This is a genomic window from Mycobacterium sp. 852002-53434_SCH5985345 (assembly GCF_001667155.1).
Lineage (GTDB): Bacteria > Actinomycetota > Actinomycetes > Mycobacteriales > Mycobacteriaceae > Mycobacterium.
In genome coordinates, this window is sequence record NZ_LZIE01000063.1 from 138105 (window position 1) to 156049 (window position 17945).

Below are 17945 nucleotides of genomic sequence, written 5' to 3' on the forward strand. Positions count from 1 at the left end.
CATGCTAATGGGTAAATCAGTGCTTAACCATTAGCATGGTTGCTTATGGCACGGTCGGAAGCGGCCAATCTCGATTTGCGCGGGGGCCATCCCGCAGTCGATTTGGTCAACACGGTGGCATGGCGGGGCGACCCCCATCGCCGTACCGACTATTTGTCGGACTATCCGGACCTGGTCGCTTGGGCGGAGCACGCAGGGGTGTTGTCGCTCCGCGAGGCGCGCACCCTCGCCGCGGGCGTCACCTCGGACCGCGTTGCTTGCGACGGAGCGCTGCATCGGACGAAGCAGCTCAGGGAGGCCCTCCATCGCATCTGGACGGGGTGCGGGTCCGCCCGCGATGCCGGCAAAGTCGCTGACGCCTACCGATCCGCGCTGCGGGCCAGGCGCCTGGTCGTCGGTGCGGATGCCGCCGACTGGCAGGAGCCTGCGTTGATGGCGCAAACCCCGCTCCACCGGCTCGCGGTCGAAGCGGTGACGTTCCTGACGGGGGTCCCGGGCTCACGTATCAAGCGATGCGGCGACGACGAGTGCGGATGGCTGTTCCTCGACACCAGCCACCGGCAGAACCGTCGCTGGTGCAGTACGGCCGACTGCGGCAACAGGGCCCGGGTCCGTCGGTTCTACGAGCGCACCAGGGACAGCTCAGATCGTTAAGCCGGCGGGAGCCGACGCGGGCCGGTCGGCGAATCCAGTTCGGCCGGACCCTCCCGCTGCGCCAACTCCGGGTTGTCGGCGCGCGCGCCCAGCGACGGGCCGCGCGGCTCCTGGCCACCCAGGTGGGTCACCGCCGCGCGCTCGACCCGCGACGAATCGATGAATCCCGCCTGACCGGGAGGGGCTTCACCGGCCTCAGCGGGCCGGGTGGGCCGACCGCCCGCGTCGGAACTTTCGGCGTCGACCGTCACCTTGTGGGTGCGCCTGAACGCGAACGTGATCTCCTCGACCTCTTCGAAGACGTGACGCGCGGTGCGCAGCGGCGCGGTCGTGGTGTCGATGACCCGGGCCACGAACGGCGGCACCAGCGGGCGTATCCAGCGCGCCGCGGCCTTGGTGGCGTCCGGAATCGACGGAATCGACGAGTTGTCCCGATCTTTGCGCGGCTCCACCTCGCGCGCGATGGGCGCCGGCAAGTTCTCCACATCGGCGGTGTGCACCGGGACGGGGGGGCCGAGGGCCGCACGGCTGGCGGCCTCGGCTTCCGCGGCGATCGGCAGGTAAATGTCTTCGTCGGCGGGCTCGAAGGCGCGGTGCGACGACGCCAGCACCGGGGGATCGAACGCGTCCACGATGCGCCGGCGTTGCTGCTCGCGGTCGATCTCGGTCTGAGCCTCGATCGCCAGCCGGGCCTGGGTGAGTTGGTGCTCGGCCCACATGATTTCGGCCTCGCGGCGAACCTCGGCCCGCTTGATCGCGATCGCCGTGTCCGCCTCGAGTTCCGCGCGTTCCCGCTCCGCACGCGCCGCCGCACGGCGATCGTGGCTGGTCTCGCCCCGCCACCGCCCCAGGATCAGCGGCAGCAAGTAGAGCAGCACGCAGAACGCCATGGTCAGCAGCCGCATCGCCAGCGCACCGAAGTCGGCGGAGGTCAGGTCGTTCATGGCGACCCAGCGCGCACCCAGACCACGATCCGCGTCCGCGGTGACGCCGTGGCGTGCCTCGTCGAGCGCGTGCGCTTCGCGGGAGATTTCGGCGTCCAGCCCGGGCGCCTGGCGATCCCGGGCCGCCAGCGCGTCGTCGAGTTCGCGCTGGGCGTCCGCGAGAAGCTCGTTCGCCGTGCGCGTTTCGGGCCCGGCACCGGGCACACCGGTGATCCGGGTCTGCGGGCAGCCGGGCGTGGGGTGGTATTCGCAACGCGCGATGACCAGGGCCTGGTCTTGCTGCTGGTGAGCGCGGTCGACAGCCGTGTCGAGCGCGCCGCGTGCATCCCTGCTCTGTTGCAGGGACGCCGTCGCCTGCGCGACCGCCGGCGCGGAGCCGGCGTTGCGCAGGGCGCGTTCGTCGAGACGGTGGTCGATCGAGCCGGAGAGCAGGATGACTGCGGCCAATTCGCCGACGGTGACGCCGAGGGCGGCCGCGACCACCGCCCGTGCCGCGAGTCCGGCGCGACTCCGGCCGGAACCGGAGGTGACGGCGCGGGTGACCGCGCCGGCCAGCAGGCCGAAGAGCAGGGTCAGCGGCACCACGAACAGGAGCGACCAGTGGGCCGATTCGCTCACCGCCAGCGCTGCGACGAGCCAGGCCAGCATCGCTCCGAACAACACCACCGCGCCGGTGACGGCGTGCGTGGACCGCTCATGGCGCTCATCCAGCTCCCGCCGGTGCCCGCCGCCAAGCCAGGTGAGCAGGCCCGCGGGCGAGAAGTCCGAGCGCCGCTCGGGGATTTTCCGGGCACACATCGAAATCACCTCCCAAGTCATCAAGCCTCCCAGGCCACCACCCGCAGGATCGAATCGAAGCGCCCGGCCTGTGGCGTGCTTCACAGCGCGCCCGGATCACCGATGATCCCGGCGGGGGTGTAACGAACGCGGATTTCTGCGACGCGGGCAGATCAGCGACGGTTCCGGCGGCCGGCGTGAGACGGTATAAGCCTATGGAGACTCACGATTATGTCACCTACGAAGAGTTCGGACGCAGATTCTTCGAGGTCGCTGTCACCCCCGAGCGTGTCGCCGCCGCTTTGGCCGACATCGCGGGCAACGAGTTCGCCATGGAGCCCATCGCTCAGGGGCCTGGCGGGATCGCCAAGGTCAGCGCCAACGTCAAGATCCACGAACCCAAGGTCACCCGCCGCCTGGGCGACAGCATCACGTTCGTCATCCACATTCCCTTGTCGATCGATCTGCTGCTCGACCTTCGGCTCGACAAGCAGCGGTTCGTCGTCTCCGGGGACATCGCGCTGCGGGCCACGGCCCGAGCCGCCGAACCGCTGCTGCTGATCGTCGACGTCGCGAAACCGCGGCCTTCCGATATCACCGTCAACGTGTCGTCGAAGTCCTTCCGCGGCGAGGTGCTGCGCATCCTCGCCGGCGTCGATGGCGAGATCCGCCGATTCGTCGCGCAGTACGTCGCCGAGGAGATCGACGCGCCCCAGTCGCAGTCCGCGCAGATCATCGACGTGGCGAAGCAATTGCAGGAGGTCTGGCCCTAAGGGCGCGGCGAACGCGTAGGCCCGGCCCCACCGGGGTATCCAGTGCATTGCGCGCTGGTCGCCTGTGTTGCCGTGCCGGTGCCAACCGCAATCGTGGGGAGGAGCGACAAGGCGTGGCACGAGTAAATGTTTCGGTGTCGTCGGAGGTAGACCCAGAGGCCGCCTGGAAGCTGGCGTCCGACCTGAGCCGATTCGACGAGTGGATGACCATATTCGCCGGGTGGCGCGGACCGGTGCCCGACAAGATCGAGGAGGGCACGTGCGTCTCGTCGTGCGTGAAGGTGAAGGGTTTCCGCAACGTCATCCACTGGACGGTCACCAACTACGATGAACCGAAATCGATTGAGCTGCAAGGCCGCGGTCGCGGTGGGATCCGCCTCGGGGTCGCGATGACCGTCACCGATCAGCAGCCCGGAACCGATTTCCATCTCACCGCCGACCTCAGGGGCGGATTACTCAGCGGCCCGATCGGCGGGTTGGTCGCCCGGATCCTGCGCTCCGATGTGGAGAAGTCCGTGAAAAATCTCGCCTCGCTGCAGTAGGCGTTGCAACCGGCGGTGCTACCGCGCAGCGTGGCCGACGGGCCAGTCTCGTTCCGCCTGGCGAATCCGCCTGCGGTCCATGCCAAGCCACGCCAGCCCGGCCCCGAACGTGAGCATGGCGACGATCGCGGCGGCGACACCCGCGCCGGCGTCACCGAGGGCGAAGGTGGCCACGCACATCACGAGTGCCAACACCGCGGCCCCGACGACGATCAGCCCGGGCGTGCGCCCCAAGTCGTGCGCCGGTTCGACGCTACCGGAGCGAGGGATCCGATCATGATCGACAGGGCGGTGGCTCATGGGCGTCTCTCCTCCGGTCACTTCCGTTCGGCCGCTTCCGTGGAGCTACCCGGATTGCCGAAGGGACAAACGACCTGAGGCGTCGGCGCCGAGGGTTCGGCGCTACGCCCTACAGCGTCTGGTGCCGCCCAAAGTATTTGTGGTCCTCGCTGTAACCGCCGTAGCCGCTGCCGATGTCGCGGTAGTCGGCCACGAACTCGATCCCTTTGATCCACTTGACGAGTTTGAAACCGTGCTGCAGTTCGTTGCGCAACCGCAGCGGCCTGCCATGCATGTAGGGGAGGGGATGGTCGTTCATGTTGTAGGCGAGCATCGTCATGTGATGGTCCATCTGGCCGATGTGATGGGCGTTGTAATAGATGCCGCCGGTCGCGCCGAGGCCCATGGAATAGAACACCGCCCATTTGGCTTCGGGCAGCGGTTTGACGATGTCCATGATCGTCTTCATCTGCACGCCACCCCATTTGGCGACGCCCGACCAGGCTTGGATGCAGAAGTGCTGGCTGATCTGCTCGTGGTACGGCAGCGCCATCAAGTCCTCGAGCGAGAACTCCATCGGATGCTCGACCAGACCGTAGACCTTGAGCCGCCAGTCCCGGAAGTCGTTTGCTTCCAGCTCTTTGTACTCCACGGTCTCCGGCAGCCGGCCGTTGCGCCAGTGGTGCGGCGAGATGTCCTTTTCGGTGAAGGCGCCGGGCTTGGGGTCGAGCTGCTCCAGCATCCGCTGGAACGGGCCGACGAGCGCGTATCCGACCCGCTGAATCACCCGCGGATGGCGAATAGTGAAGGGCGTGGCCCAAACCCACGCGATCGCCGTCAGCACCATGGCCGCGGCGAAGATTCCGAAGCCCACCCAGCTGTTGTCGTCGCGGGAGGCGAACATGTGGTTGAGGTTTCGCAGCGCACTGGTGGTCAACACCATCGTGACGTGCACCAGGATGAAGAACAGGAAGTAGACCAGCACCACGAAATGCAGTGACCGCGCGTGCTGGATGCTCAGCCGCTTGCTGAGCCAGTGCACGCGCTGCGACAGCGCGGGCGACATGCCCAGCCCGGTGATCAACGCCGCGGGGGCGGCAATGAAGACCGTGGTGAAGTAGGACAACAGCTGCAGGCCGTTGTAGGCGACCCAGCCGTTGTCGGTGGGCCAGTCCAGCGACAGGTACTGGACGGCCACCGACGCGGCGTTGGGGAAGACATCCCAGCTGGTGGGCACGATGTGCCGCCACTGTCCGGTCGCGAAGAGCAACACGTAGAAGACCGCACCGTTGACGAGCCACAGCACATCGACGCCCAGGTGCCACCACCGGGCCAGTCCGATCGAGTGCCGGAATCCGGGCAGTCCCAATTGTGGTGGCAGGGCGACGGTGTCGGCGTTGGCGGTCCACAGCTCGTCGTCCGGCACCGGCGGGCCGACGCGCAGCCACTCGTCCTTACCCGGGGTGGCGTTGCGGCTGAAGTAGAGCCGGGGGTGGTCGCAGAGGATCTGGATCCCGGTCCTGATGATGAACATCATCATGAACAGATTGAAGAAATGCGTCCACCCGATCCAGGCCGGCAGACCGGGGGTGACATTGGAGCTGTCCGTCCCTGGATGACGCGCAATGAACGACTGGACTGCCGGCATGTTGTGCAGGCCTTTGCCGACCGCCACCCCGGCGATCAGCAGGGCGAAGCCGATCGGGATCAGCCAGAGCAGGTTGAACCACCGGTCGCGGCCGATGCGCAGCTTCGGCGCGGTCGCCCGCCGGGTGAGATCGAAACCGCCGCCGTAGGTCTCGACATCGATGACGTCTTCGGCGGTGTGAATCTCGTTGCGGTAATCCGGGGAGGAGTCCAGCGGCGTGCCCACCGCCAGCGTCGATACATTGCCGTTCGGCGCTTCCCGTCCTCTGGTGGTTCCGGCGGTATTGACGTTCAGGTTCCCCTGTTCCGTGTTCGTCACGCGGCCGAAAATACACGGATCCACTTGTAAAAATTGGACACGATCAGGAAGAAGCGCACCGGCTGCGGCCTCACCCGGGCCCAGGGCGGCCTGCACCCACCCGGAGCGGGCGAAATCCACCACGCCCTCAGGCGCGATGACCGCACCTGCCTAACGAAGCGCCTATTTGCGCCGCAGATTCGGTTTATGGAGGGTCGCTGTGAGTTTGCGCAAAGTCTTCTGCAAGCTTGCTAGATCGCGTCGTGTGGCCGCACCCGGCGGGCCTTTCGGGTCTCAAGGGCGTTGATGGTCAACACACGGCGGCCGATCAGCCATCCGTCGGTCAGCTCGTATTCGTCGTCGTAGCGCAGATGCCAGACCACGTCGACGAATTCGTCGCCGCGCTGGTCCCAGTGGTGCGCGATGCACGCAACCCGCCCACGGGCCGCACCCGGCCCGGTGGCCTCGTAGACCTCGCCGACGATGGCGTGCTCGGTGCGGGCGACGGCCGCGACGGTAGCGACTGCGGCTGTGATGGCGCCTCGCCCACGGTGCGCATGGATCGGCTCAAGCGCCGTGGGCGGTTCGGGCACCGCCAGCACGGCGGTGTCAGTGAAAAGCGTTGCTATCAAATCGAATCGACGCTCGTCCAGGTGGGCCGCGTAGCTGTGCACCAAGTGGCTGAGGGCTGATCGGTCGTCGGCTGACAGGCTCATCGGGGTCACGCGATCAGCGAAAGCCGTTGCGCGCACGCCGATAGCACGTCCTTGGCCTGCTCGATGTCGACAGTCGACGGCATCGCCAGCACGAGCCGGTCGGCGCCCTGATCGGCCAGGCTGCCCGCCCGTTCGGCGTCGATCTTGTTGACGGCGTGGCCCAATGACACTTCCAGGGCCGCCGGATCGCGGCCCGCCGACGCGGCCTCGTCGCGCATGAGCGCGATCAGCGATGCCAGCTGCGGCCCCGCCACCCCGAGCGGTTGGAAGCCGTCCGCCAAGCGGCCGGCGCGACGGGCCGCTGCCCGGCTGTGCCCGCCGATGTGGACCGGAAGCCGCTCTCCGGCAATGGGTTTCGGGTAACACATGACGTTGTCGAAGCTGAAGAACTCCCCGTGGTGCGAGGCCCCGTGCGGTTGATCGGCCCACAGTGCCCTCAAGACGGCCAGCTGCTCGTCGGCGCGTCTGCCGCGGTTCTCGAAGTCCGCGCCGCACGCCTCCAGCTCCTCCCTGAGCCATCCCACACCCACGCACAGCCGCAGCCGCCCGCCCGACAACGCGTCCACGCTTGCGGCCCGTTTGGCGAGGACCACCGGATGGTGGTTGGGCAACACCAACACGCCCGTGGCCAGCCCGAGGGTGGTGGTGCGCCCGGCCAGGAACGACAGCAGATCGAGCGGGTCCGGGATGGGGCAGTCGGCCGCCAGGCCCACGCGTCCCGAACTGTCATACGGGTAGACGCTGTCGTAGCGGGTGACCAGCACCGTGTGCTCGACGACAACGATCGACTCGAACCCGCACTGTTCCAGGTGGCCGGCGAAGGCCGCCATCCACTCGGGATCCGCGGTGACGCCGTCGGCCACCGGCGCCACGACTGAGACCTTCATGGCCTCAGAAGCTAACAGGCACGCTCTCGACGGCCGCGGGCGCAATCGCACTGCGCACGGCCTCGGCCAGGGTGGCCGCGCGGACGTCGGTGAACAAGTCTTCGAGCAGCACCGGGCGCCCGGCGGGATCGGTCAGCGGAATCCGCCAGTTGGGGTATTCGTCGGTGGTGCCGGGCTGGTTCTGGGTCCGGCGGTCACCCACCGCGTCGGTCAGTGCCACGCCCACCAACCGCGACGGCGTCCGGCCTAAGTACCGGTACAAAGCGATGACGATTTTCTCCGCGTCGTCTTCGCCGTCGTCGAGCAAGCCCACCCGCCGTAATTCGGCCATCCAGGCCGCCAGCTCGGCCCTGTCGGTGGCGAGCTCGTCCTCGGCGGGGCGGGTCAGCAATCCCAGGGCTTCGCGCAGCCGCACGTGGTCGCCCGCCAGATAGCCCGCGGTCGGCGGCAGATCGTGCGTGGTCACCGAGGACAGGCAGTACTCGCGCCAGCGCTCGGCCGGCAGCGGACCGCCGTTTCCGTCCCGGTCCAACTCGAACCACAGGATCGAGGTGCCCAGCAATCCGCGCAGCAGCAGGTAGTCGCGCACCCACGGTTCGACCGTGCCCAGATCCTCGCCGACGACCAGCGCCCCGGCGCGATGTGCCTCGAGGGCCACGATGCCGATCATCGCTTCATGGTCGTAACGCACGTACGTACCCTCGGTGGGCGCTGCGCCCTCCGGGATCCACCACAGCCGGAACAATCCGATGATGTGGTCGATGCGTACGCCGCCGGCATGCCGCAGCACCGCGCTGATCACTGCCCGAAACGGCCGATACTCCTCGGCGTCGAGCCGATCTGGCCGCCAGGGCGGCTGGGACCAGTCCTGGCCGAGCTGATTGAACTCGTCCGGCGGCGCGCCGGCGGTGACACCGAGCGCCAACGCATCCTGTAGCGCCCACGCGTCGGCGCCGTTGGGATGCACGCCGACGGCGAGATCGTGCATCACGCCCAGCGCCATTCCGGCCCGGATCGCCTGCGACTGCGCCGAGGCAAGTTGCTCGTCGAGTTGCCACTGCAGCCACCGATGGAAATCGACTGCCTCCGCATGCTTCTCGACGAACCGCTCGACGCCGGGCGCGCGGGGATGCTGTAGCGACTTCGGCCACGAATGCCAATCGTCGCCGTACTCCTCGGCCAGGGCGCACCAGGTGGCGAAGTCATCGAGTGGGGTTCCCTCGCGGGCGCGGAAGGCTGCGTAGGACAGCTCGCGGCCCGCGGACCGCGGCACCCGGTGCAAAAGCTGGAGCGCCGCGCACTTCGCCGCCCACGCGCCGTCGCGATCGATCGCGTCGAGCCGAGCGGCTCGCTGTTGCGCGTCGAAGCGCAGCCGCCGCACCCGGCTGCGCTTGGGCAGCTCGGCGAACTCGGGAATCGCCTCGACGTGAAGATAAATGGGGTTGACGAAGCGCCGTGATGTCGGCAGGTACGGCGACGGCTCCATATGTCCCGCCGGCCCAGAAAACTGAGCCGCGTGCAGCGGATTGACCAATAAGTAGTCGGCGCCGTGCCGCGACGCCGACCAGACGGCCAGGTCGGTCAGATCCGTCAGATCGCCGACGCCCCACGACTGTGTGGAGCGCACGCTGTAGAGCTGGGCGGCCAGGCCCCAGGCCCGCCGGGCGCCGAGCCGCTCCGGCAGCCCGAGCCAATCCGGCGTCACGATCACCGCGCTGCTGGTCTCACTGCCACCGGAACGCAGGTGCACCCGGTGATAACCGAGCGGCAGATCGGCCGGCAGCACGAAGCTGGCCTCGCCGACCCAGCGGCCGTCCAGGTCGAACGGCGGGGTGAAGTTGTCGACCTGCCGGATACCGCCGCGTACCGTGCCGTCCTCGAGCCGTAACCAGACCTCGGCGGGATCGCCGTGGGTCACGTGCACCCAAAACCGCGTCTGGTCACCGGTGCGGCCGACGATGGTCGCCGGCAACCGGCGCGCCCAATACGACCGGAGCGTCGCGGTCAGCGCGACGTTGCGCTCCTGCTCCGTGCCGGCCGCGACGCCGAGCGCGGCCAACACTGCCACCAGCGTGGTTGCCGATACCGGCACCCGCCGCCCGGTCCAGTCGTCGTACTCGGTCGCGATGCCGTGCCTCCTGGCAAGTTCGACCAACGACGGCGCGAGCTCACTCATACCGCTCATCTTGCTGCCAGAAATCGCCGGCCCACCAATCGGGAGAGGCGGCGCGCGCCGCCGCCCATTGCGCCGCTCTTGCGTTCACTGGACGGCACACGCTCGACAGGACGAGCCGGCCATTCGCCATTACGATGCCCTGAGGAGACATGAGTGTCCGGGCGGGAATCGGCGGGGGAACTCGAAAGTGCCTGTTCAACGGCGCTTGGCGCGTTGTCCGCGTCGGCCGGCGCGGCGAGGCGGGGACGCCCGCATAGATGTACGCAAAGTGATGTAGATGTGAACGCACGTCGTCGCGTGGCGAGGTCGCTACGGGTGACTTACCGTTATCGATGTAATTCGCGCCGCGGATATTTTCAGGAACAATATCCAGGCGTTCTAGCAGACCGGATGGTGAATCAAAGTGGCGGAAGAGAGTCGCGGGCAACGCGGGTCGGGGTATGGCCTCGGGTTGTCGACGCGGACGCAGGTGACCGGCTACCAGTTCCTCGCTCGCCGCACCGCAATGGCGCTCACCCGGTGGCGCGTCCGCATGGAGGTCGAGCCAGGGCGGCGCCAGACTCTGGCCGTGGTGGCCTCGGTGTCGGCGGCGCTGGTGATCTGCCTGGGCGCGCTGCTCTACTCGTTCCTCAGCCCGGCGGGCCAGGTCGGTGATTCGCCGATCATTGCCGACCGTGACTCCGGCGCGCTTTATGTCCGCGTGGGCGACAAGCTGTACCCCGCGCTGAACCTGGCGTCTGCGCGGCTGATCACCGGCCGCCCGGACAACCCGCACCTGGTCAAGTCCAACCAGATCGCCACGCTGCCGCGCGGCCCAATGGTGGGCATCCCGGGAGCGCCGTCGAACTTCCACCCCTCGGCTCCGACCACGTCGTCGTGGCTGGTGTGCGACACCGTCGGCACCTCGAGCGGGGTCAGCGCGCCGTCCGGGGTGACGGTGACCGTCATCGACGGGAACCCGGACCTCAGCAACCACCGGCACGTGCTGAACGGGTCGGACGCCGTGGTGCTGAGCTACGGGGGGGACGCGTGGGTGATCCGCGAGGGACGCCGGTCGCGCATCGACGCGACGAACCGTTCGGTGCTGCTGCCGCTTGGCCTGACGCCCGAGCAGGTGGGCCAGGCCAAGCCCATGAGCCGCGCCCTGTTCGACGCGTTGCCGGTGGGCCCCGAACTGACCGTGCCGCAGGTGCAGAACGCGGGCTCCGGCGCGTCGTTCCCAAACGCGCCCGGCCCGATCGGCACGGTGATCGTCACGCCGCAAATCAGTGGGCCGCAACAGTATTCGCTGGTGCTGGCTGACGGTGTGCAGACGCTGCCCCCGTTGGTGGCGCAGATCCTGCAGAACGCCGGGCCCGGCAACACCAAGCCGGTGACCGTGGAACCGTCCGCGCTGGCCAAGATGCCCGTGGTCAACAAGCTGGACCTGTCCTCCTACCCGGACGCCCCGCTCAACGTGGCGGACATCCGCGAGAATCCGTCGACCTGCTGGTGGTGGCAGAAGACGTCCGGCGAGAACCGGGCCCGCATCCAGGTCGTGTCCGGCGCGACCATTCCGGTTGCGGCCAAGGACGAGAACAAAGTGGTGTCGCTGGTCAAGGCCGACACCACGGGTCGCGAAGCCGACCAGGTCTTCTTCGGTCCCGACTACGGGAACTTCGTGGCCGTCACCGGCAACGACCCCGGCGCCAAGACGACGGAGTCGCTGTGGTGGCTGACGGACGCGGGCGCCCGGTTCGGGGTTGACGACACCCGGGACGTGCGGGAGGCGTTGGGCCTGAAGACGAAACCGAGCCTGGCGCCGTGGGTGGCCCTGCGGCTGCTCCCACAAGGCCCCACCCTCTCGCGGGCGGACGCCCTCGTGGAGCACGACACCCTACCGATGGACATGTCCCCAGCAGAATTGGCGGTACCTAAGTGAAACGCGGGTTTGCTCGGCCGACACCGGAGAAGCCTCCGGTCATCAAGCCGGAGAACATCGTCCTTCCGACGCCCCTGAGCATTCCGCCGCCGGAGGGCAAGCCCTGGTGGCTGATCGTGGTCGGCGTCGTGGTGGTCGGCCTGCTGATCGGCATGGTCGCCATGACCTTCGCCAGCGGGTCGCACGTGTTCGGCGGCGCCGGGTCGATCTTCCCGATCTTCATGATCGGTGGTGTCGCGATGATGATGTTCGGCGGCCGGTTCGGCGGTCAGCAACAGATGAGCCGGCCCAAGCTGGACGCGATGCGCGCCCAATTCATGCTGATGCTCGACATGCTGCGCGAGACCGCCCACGAGTCGGCGGACAGCATGGACGCCAACTACCGGTGGTTCCACCCGGCGCCCACCACGCTGTCCGCCGCGGTGGGATCGTCGCGGATGTGGGAACGCAAGCCCGACGGCAAGGACCTCAACTTCGGTGTGGTGCGGGTCGGCGTCGGCATGACGCGTCCCGAGGTGACCTGGGGTGAGCCCCAGAACATGCCGACCGACATCGAGCTGGAGCCGGTGACGGGGAAGGCGCTGCAGGAATTCGGGCGCTACCAAAGCGTCGTCTACAACCTGCCCAAGATGATCTCGCTGCTAGTCGAACCCTGGTACTCGCTCGACGGGGAGCGGGAGCAGGTCCTGGGACTGATGCGGGCGATCATCTGCCAGCTGGCGTTCTCGCACGGCCCGGATCACGTGCAGATGGTCGTCGTCACCTCGGATCTGGACGAGTGGGACTGGGTGAAGTGGCTTCCGCACTTCGGTGACTCGCGACGTCAGGACGCCGCGGGGAACGCGCGGATGGTCTACAGCTCGGTACGCGAGTTCGCCGCCGAGCAGGCCGAATTGTTCGCCGGCCGTGGCTCTTTCACGCCGCGGCACGCGAGTTCGTCGGCGCAGACTCCGACGCCCCACACGGTGATCGTCGCCGACGTCGTCGACCCCCAGTGGGAGTACGTGATCAGCTCCGAAGGCGTCGACGGGGTGACGTTCTTCGACCTGACCGGCTCCTCGATGTGGACGGCGGTCCCCGAGCGCAGCCTGCGGTTCGACGACAAGGGTGTGATCGAGGCGCTGCCCCGCGACCGCGACACCTGGATGGTGATCGACGAGAAGCCGTGGTTCTTCGCGCTGACCGACCACATCAGCATCGCGGAGGCGGAGGAATTCGCCCAGGCGGTGGCTCGCTGGCGGCTCGCCGAGGCGTACGAAGAGATCGGTCAGCGGGTGGCCCACATCGGCGCCCGGGACATCATGGCCTACTACGGAATCGACGATCCGGGCCGCATCGACTTCGAGTCGCTGTGGGGCAGCCGTAACGACTCGATGGGCCGATCGCGGTTGCGGGCACCGTTCGGTGTTCGTTCGGACAACGGCGAGTTGCTGTTCTTGGACATGAAGTCGCTGGACGAGGGCGGTGACGGCCCGCACGGCGTCATGTCCGGTACGACGGGTTCCGGTAAATCGACGCTGGTGCGAACCGTGATCGAGTCGCTGATGCTCAGCCACCCGCCGGAAGAGCTGCAGTTCGTGTTGGCCGACCTCAAGGGTGGGTCGGCGGTCAAGCCGTTCGCCGGCGTACCGCACGTGTCGCGGATCATCACCGACCTGGAAGAGGACCAGGCGCTCATGGAGCGCTTCCTCGACGCCCTGTGGGGCGAGATCGCCCGGCGCAAGGCGATCTGCGACAGCGCCGGTGTCGACGATGCCAAGGAGTACAACTCGGTCCGCCTCAGGATGCGCGCACGCGGCCAGGACATGGCGCCGCTGCCGATGCTCGTGGTGGTCATCGACGAGTTCTACGAATGGTTCCGCATCATGCCGACCGCGGTCGACGTGCTCGACTCGATCGGCCGGCAGGGCCGCGCCTACTGGATTCACCTGATGATGGCGTCGCAGACCATCGAAAGCCGCGCCGAAAAGCTCATGGAGAACATGGGTTACCGGCTGGTGCTGAAGGCGCGCACCGCCGGTGCGGCGCAGGCGGCCGGTGTGCCGAACGCCGTGAACCTGCCGGCGCAGGCGGGTCTGGGCTACTTCCGGCGCAGCCTGGAAGACATCGTCCGCTTCCAGGCCGAGTTCCTGTGGCGGGACTACTTCCCCCGCGGGCTCACCGACGACGGCGAGGAAGCGCCTGCGTTGGTGCACAGCATCGATTACGTTCGCCCGCAACTGTTTACCAACTCGTTCACCCCGCTCGAGGTGAGCGTGGGCGGACCGGAGCTCACGCCGGCCGCCATCACGAATGGCGAGACCCTGGAAGCCGACGGCACGCCGCGCGATGACGACGACGTCGAGGGCATCCGGGTTCCGAAGGTCGGCACGGTCATCATCGATCAGCTGCGCAAGATCGACTTCGAGCCGTACCGGCTGTGGCAACCGCCGCTCAATCAGCCGATCCCCATCGACGAATTGGTCAACCGGTTCCTCGGCCACCCGTGGCAGGAGGATTACGGCACGGCCCGCGACCTGGTCTTCCCGATCGGGATCATCGACCGTCCGTTCAAGCACGACCAGCCGCCGTGGACGGTCGACACCTCGGGTCCGGGCGCCAACGTCCTGATCCTGGGCGCCGGCGGTTCGGGTAAGACCACGGCCCTGCAGACCCTGATCTGCTCGGCCGCGCTGACCCACACCCCCGAGCAGGTCCAGTTCTACTGCCTGGCCTACAGCAGCACCGCGCTGACCACCGTCGCCCGGCTGCCGCACGTGGGTGAGGTGGCCGGCCCGACCGATCCCTACGGCGTGCGCCGGACGGTGGCCGAACTGCTGGCGCTGGTGCGGCAGCGGAAGAGCACCTTCCTCGAGTACGGGATCGCCTCGATGGAGGTGTTCCGGCGCCGCAAGTTCGGCGGCGAGCCCGGCCCCGTCCCCAACGACGGGTTCGGCGACGTCTACCTGGTGGTCGACAACTACCGGGCGCTGGCCGAAGAGAACGAGGTGCTGATCGAGCAGGTGAACCTGATCATCAACCAGGGCCCCTCGTTCGGGGTCCACGTGATCGTCACCGCGGACCGCGAATCCGAGCTGCGGCCCCCGGTGCGCAGTGGCTTCGGCTCCCGGGTCGAATTGCGGCTGGCGGCCGTGGAAGACGCCAAGCTGGTGCGGTCCCGCTTCGCCAAGGACGTTCCGGTCAAGCCGGGCCGCGGCATGGTCGCGGTCAACTACGTCCGACTGGACTCCGACCCGCAGGCCGGTCTGCACACGTTGGTGGCCCGGCCTGCACTCGCCACCACCGCCGGCTATGTCTTCGAATCCGACAGCGTCATCGACGCGGTCAGTCGTCTCACCAGCGGCCAGGCCCCACCGGTGCGCCGGCTCCCCGCCCGGTTCGACGTGGAGCAGCTGCGCGAGCTGGCCGCGCGGGACACCCGCCAAGGGGTCGGCGCGGGCGGAATCGCCTGGGCCATCTCCGAATTGGATTTGTCGCCGGTCTACCTCAACTTCGCCGAGAATGCGCACCTGATGGTGACGGGTCGACGCGAATGTGGGCGCACCACCACGCTGGCGACCATCATGAGCGAAATCGGCCGGCTGTACGCGCCGGGAGCCAGCAGCGCACCTCCGCCAGCGGCCGGCCAGCCGTCGGCACAGGTGTGGCTGGTGGACCCACGACGTCAGCTGCTGACCACACTGGGCCCGGACTACGTCGAGAAGTTCGCTTACAACCTCGACGGCGTCCAGGCGATGATGGGCGAGCTGGCAGCCGTCCTGGCCGGACGCGAACCGCCGCCCGGCCTCTCCGCGGAAGAGTTGCTGGCGCGGTCGTGGTGGAGCGGCCCGGAGATCTTCCTGATCGTCGACGACATCCAGCAGCTGCCGGCCGGATTCGATTCGCCGCTGCACAAGGCGGCGCCGTGGGTGACCCGGGCCGCCGACGTCGGCTTGCACGTGCTGGTGACGCGCACCTTCGGTGGCTGGTCTTCGGCGGGCAGCGACCCGATGCTGCGGGCCCTGGCCCAGGCGAATGCGCCGTTGCTGGTGATGGACGCCGACCCGGACGAGGGATTCATCCGCGGAAAGATGAAGGGTGGCCCGCTGCCCCGCGGTCGAGGCCTGCTGATGGCCGAGGACACCGGCGTGTTCGTACAGGTCGCGGCGACGGAGTTGCGCAAGTAAGACGGAATGCCGCTGCGTTGGGGTTGGCAGGATCAGCCCCAGCGCAGCGGTAACTCTTTGAGTGCGAAGCTTTTTGAGGGGTAATTGATCGCGGGGACGTAGTCCGCGGGAACGTCGAAGTCGGGAATCTGTTTGAGCCATTCCCCGACGATCACGGTCAGTTCGATCCGCGCCAGGTGAGACCCCAGGCAGCGGTGCGGGCCGCCCCCAAACCCCCAGTGCCGGTGGATCTTTCCGTCCATCACCAATTCGTTGACCGACGTGGCATCGCTGTCGTCACGGTTGACCGCGGCCATGCACAACCGCACCGACGTCCCAGGGGGCAACGTCATCCCGCCAATGTTGACGAATTCGGTGGTGATCCGGGGTGCCACCGGTGCAGAAGGTTCCAGCCGGACGATCTCTTCGACGAAAACCCGGGTCTGCCTTGGGTTGTCGCGCAGCAACTCGCGCAGCTGTGGTCGGCGCGCCAGCTCGAACAGGCAGAATCCGATCGCCGCCGTCACCGTGTCCAGACCGGCCAGAACCAGCAGGTGGCTCATGCCCAGCAGTTCCAGATCGCTGAAATCACCGTCGCTGTTCATGATTTGCGACAGCATGTCGGGTCCTGGGTTCTGCCGGCGTTGCTGGATCGCATCGGCCAGATACGCCAGCAGCAGCTCACTCTTCTCGATGTCAGCCTGGGTGATGTAGGGCTTGTCGTTGACGACGGCGTCCTTCCAATCGATCAGGCGATCGCGATCTTGGATCGGCAGGCCATAGAGGTCCATGAAGACCTGAAAGGGGTACAGGTGTGCGAAGTCGGCCATCACTTCGCACGTGCCCTGGGCGGCAAGGGCAGCGATCATTTCGGCGGCGTGCCGCTCCAGCACCGGCCGCGATTTGCTCAGACCGAGGGGGCTGAAGAAGGGCTGCAGCACCTTCCGGTAACGCGTGTGTTGCGGCGGGTCAAAAGCCAGGGGCAGCACCGGCAATGGGTGCCCGGGGGGCTGAAGGATCGTCGACGAGAACACCTTGGGATCGCGTAGCGCGGCCAGCACGTCCTCACGGCGCGTGATGTAGTAGTGGCCGTTCATGAACACCACCGGCCCGGCATCCCGCAGCGTTTTCCACCCGACGCCCCGGTCCAAGGCCATGGGCAATTTCTCGAAATCGAGCCGCGGTAGGTGGAAGGTGGCTTGCTGGCCTTGGCCAGGAGTGCTCATGGGCTCTCCGCTTATCTGTCTGATCTCGGCAACCGCTGCGGTGGGGACGTCGTCGGCACCGATTTTCGCTGAACCCCAATATCGCATGTGTCGCAAAGGGACACGAATCCGACCGCTGGTCCGTTTACGGCGGCCGGTCCCGCTCCGCGAGAATCTTCTACACTGCAGCGAGCGATCTCCGTTTGGATTGCTTCACGGAGCCGGGTAGGGAGGAAACCTGATGAGGGTTCGTCTCGAACAATCCAAATGCGTGGGTCACGCCCAGTGCTACGCCGTTGATCCGAATCTGTTCCCGATAGACGACTCTGGCTACTCGATCCTCGAAGAGCACGAGGTGCGGCCCGAGGACGAGCAGCTGACTCGCGACGGTGTGGCTTCCTGCCCGGAAATGGCATTGATTCTCGAAGAGGACTGACGTCCGAACCGCGTTGAAAGCAAACCGCGGATGAACAATCAGTTCGCAGAAATGAACGGCAGCCGACTGGGAGTGAACAGTGGCTGGCCTGGAATGAACAGTTGGCGTCGCGTATCGGCGTGCCCACGATAACGAACTAATCTCATTGACGAGCGACAGTTCGGCAAGACCGTGGACTGTCGCTCGGTTGCTGACAGCAGGGGATCAATCGAGGCTAAAGGTGCACGTTGTTCCTGACCCGGGTGTCCGAGAAGCGTGGTACGAGACCACATTTGGACGCCGGACAAGGGATCGGCGGATGCGCCGGCCAGCCCGCCGACTGGGGTGGCAGACCGTGAGGTCTGAGTCGGTGATTCCGGGCGGTCAGCGACCTACGGGTGGCAATTGCTTACGAAGCCGTGACCACGGCCACCACTGATCCGATGCGACTGCCGCGATCGCCAGCGATCGCGGCCAACTGAGGAGAACAGGTGTTTGACTTCGGGGCGTTACCGCCGGAGGTTAATTCCGGTCGGATGTATGCGGGTCCGGGTTCGGGGCCGTTG

General features: G+C 67.2%; 14 protein-coding genes. 7 read left to right on the plus strand and 7 right to left on the minus strand.

What is annotated here, in order from left to right; translation table 11 throughout:
* The first annotated feature begins 45 nt into the window (after positions 1–45).
* A complete protein-coding gene (locus tag A5756_RS15745; RefSeq protein WP_066953894.1) occupies positions 46–654 on the plus strand; it encodes a CGNR zinc finger domain-containing protein in 609 nt (202 codons plus the stop codon).
* Here A5756_RS15745 and A5756_RS15750 read toward each other — a convergent pair.
* Positions 651–2396 (minus strand): DUF4407 domain-containing protein, encoded by a 1746-nt coding sequence (locus tag A5756_RS15750; RefSeq protein ID WP_066954013.1) that lies wholly within the window; start codon positions 2394–2396, stop codon positions 651–653. The genes A5756_RS15745 and A5756_RS15750 overlap by 4 nt on opposite strands.
* Before the next feature lie 194 nt (positions 2397–2590).
* Between A5756_RS15750 and A5756_RS15755 the strand changes: the two genes are divergently transcribed.
* Entirely contained in the window at positions 2591–3148 is a 558-nt protein-coding gene (locus tag A5756_RS15755) for a hypothetical protein (protein WP_066953897.1), read from the plus strand.
* A gap of 113 nt (positions 3149–3261) precedes the next feature.
* Positions 3262–3690, plus strand: a complete 429-nt coding sequence (locus A5756_RS15760) for an SRPBCC family protein (protein ID WP_066953901.1) — start codon at positions 3262–3264, stop codon at positions 3688–3690.
* Positions 3691–3708: 18 nt separating this feature from the next.
* On the opposite strand, the gene A5756_RS15765 is transcribed toward A5756_RS15760, so the two are convergent.
* The 5 genes from A5756_RS15765 to malQ all read right to left on the minus strand — a co-directional run bounded on the left by A5756_RS15765 (position 3709) and on the right by malQ (position 9693).
* The gene (locus A5756_RS15765; RefSeq protein WP_066953904.1) at positions 3709–3990 is read right to left on the minus strand and encodes a hypothetical protein; all 282 of its coding nucleotides are present in this window, start codon (positions 3988–3990) and stop codon (positions 3709–3711) included.
* Positions 3991–4099: 109 nt separating this feature from the next.
* Entirely contained in the window at positions 4100–5842 is a 1743-nt protein-coding gene (locus A5756_RS15770; RefSeq protein WP_066954016.1) for a molybdopterin-dependent oxidoreductase, read from the minus strand.
* 323 nt (positions 5843–6165) lie between these two features.
* Positions 6166–6630 carry a nuclear transport factor 2 family protein gene (locus A5756_RS15775; RefSeq protein ID WP_066954019.1) on the minus strand — a complete coding sequence of 155 codons (465 nt, stop codon included), beginning with the start codon at positions 6628–6630 and terminating at the stop codon, positions 6166–6168.
* Between the two features lie 5 nt (positions 6631–6635).
* On the minus strand, positions 6636–7517 hold the full coding sequence (locus A5756_RS15780; protein ID WP_066953908.1) for an LLM class F420-dependent oxidoreductase: 882 nt from the start codon (positions 7515–7517) through the stop codon (positions 6636–6638).
* Positions 7518–7521: 4 nt separating this feature from the next.
* Positions 7522–9693 (minus strand): 4-alpha-glucanotransferase, encoded by a 2172-nt coding sequence (malQ, locus tag A5756_RS15785; protein ID WP_066953912.1) that lies wholly within the window; start codon positions 9691–9693, stop codon positions 7522–7524.
* A 403-nt stretch (positions 9694–10096) separates the two neighbouring features.
* On the opposite strand from malQ, the gene eccB reads away from it, so the two are divergent.
* Both eccB and eccCa read left to right on the plus strand, forming a co-directional pair.
* On the plus strand, positions 10097–11614 hold the full coding sequence (gene eccB / locus A5756_RS15790; RefSeq protein ID WP_066953915.1) for a type VII secretion protein EccB: 1518 nt from the start codon (positions 10097–10099) through the stop codon (positions 11612–11614).
* Positions 11611–15780 (plus strand): type VII secretion protein EccCa, encoded by a 4170-nt coding sequence (gene eccCa, locus A5756_RS15795; protein ID WP_066953918.1) that lies wholly within the window; start codon positions 11611–11613, stop codon positions 15778–15780. Before eccB ends, eccCa begins: the two co-directional genes overlap by 4 nt.
* A gap of 32 nt (positions 15781–15812) precedes the next feature.
* Here eccCa and A5756_RS15800 read toward each other — a convergent pair whose 3' ends face one another.
* Positions 15813–16985 carry a cytochrome P450 gene (locus tag A5756_RS15800; RefSeq protein WP_066953921.1) on the minus strand — a complete coding sequence of 391 codons (1173 nt, stop codon included), beginning with the start codon at positions 16983–16985 and terminating at the stop codon, positions 15813–15815.
* Between the two features lie 220 nt (positions 16986–17205).
* Here A5756_RS15800 and A5756_RS15805 point away from each other — a divergent pair, with 220 nt between their 5' ends.
* The gene (locus tag A5756_RS15805) at positions 17206–17400 is read left to right on the plus strand and encodes a ferredoxin (protein ID WP_066953924.1); all 195 of its coding nucleotides are present in this window, start codon (positions 17206–17208) and stop codon (positions 17398–17400) included.
* A gap of 470 nt (positions 17401–17870) precedes the next feature.
* The coding region (locus A5756_RS25935; RefSeq protein ID WP_156622491.1) for a PPE domain-containing protein at positions 17871–17945 on the plus strand (75 nt) is incomplete at its 3' end.

Bases quoted from the DNA above. Each gene is read 5' to 3' on its own strand.
- A5756_RS15745 (WP_066953894.1), top strand. From the start codon at position 46: ATGGCACGGTCGGAAGCGGCCAATCTCGATTTGCGCGGGGGCCATCCC.
- A5756_RS15750 (WP_066954013.1), bottom strand. From the start codon at position 2,396: ATGTGTGCCCGGAAAATCCCCGAGCGGCGCTCGGACTTCTCGCCCGCG.
- A5756_RS15755 (WP_066953897.1), top strand. From the start codon at position 2,591: ATGGAGACTCACGATTATGTCACCTACGAAGAGTTCGGACGCAGATTC.
- A5756_RS15765 (WP_066953904.1), bottom strand. From the start codon at position 3,990: ATGAGCCACCGCCCTGTCGATCATGATCGGATCCCTCGCTCCGGTAGC.
- A5756_RS15775 (WP_066954019.1), bottom strand. From the start codon at position 6,630: ATGAGCCTGTCAGCCGACGACCGATCAGCCCTCAGCCACTTGGTGCAC.
- A5756_RS15780 (WP_066953908.1), bottom strand. From the start codon at position 7,517: ATGAAGGTCTCAGTCGTGGCGCCGGTGGCCGACGGCGTCACCGCGGAT.
- malQ (WP_066953912.1), bottom strand. From the start codon at position 9,693: ATGAGTGAGCTCGCGCCGTCGTTGGTCGAACTTGCCAGGAGGCACGGC.
- A5756_RS15800 (WP_066953921.1), bottom strand. From the start codon at position 16,985: ATGAGCACTCCTGGCCAAGGCCAGCAAGCCACCTTCCACCTACCGCGG.
- A5756_RS15805 (WP_066953924.1), top strand. From the start codon at position 17,206: ATGAGGGTTCGTCTCGAACAATCCAAATGCGTGGGTCACGCCCAGTGC.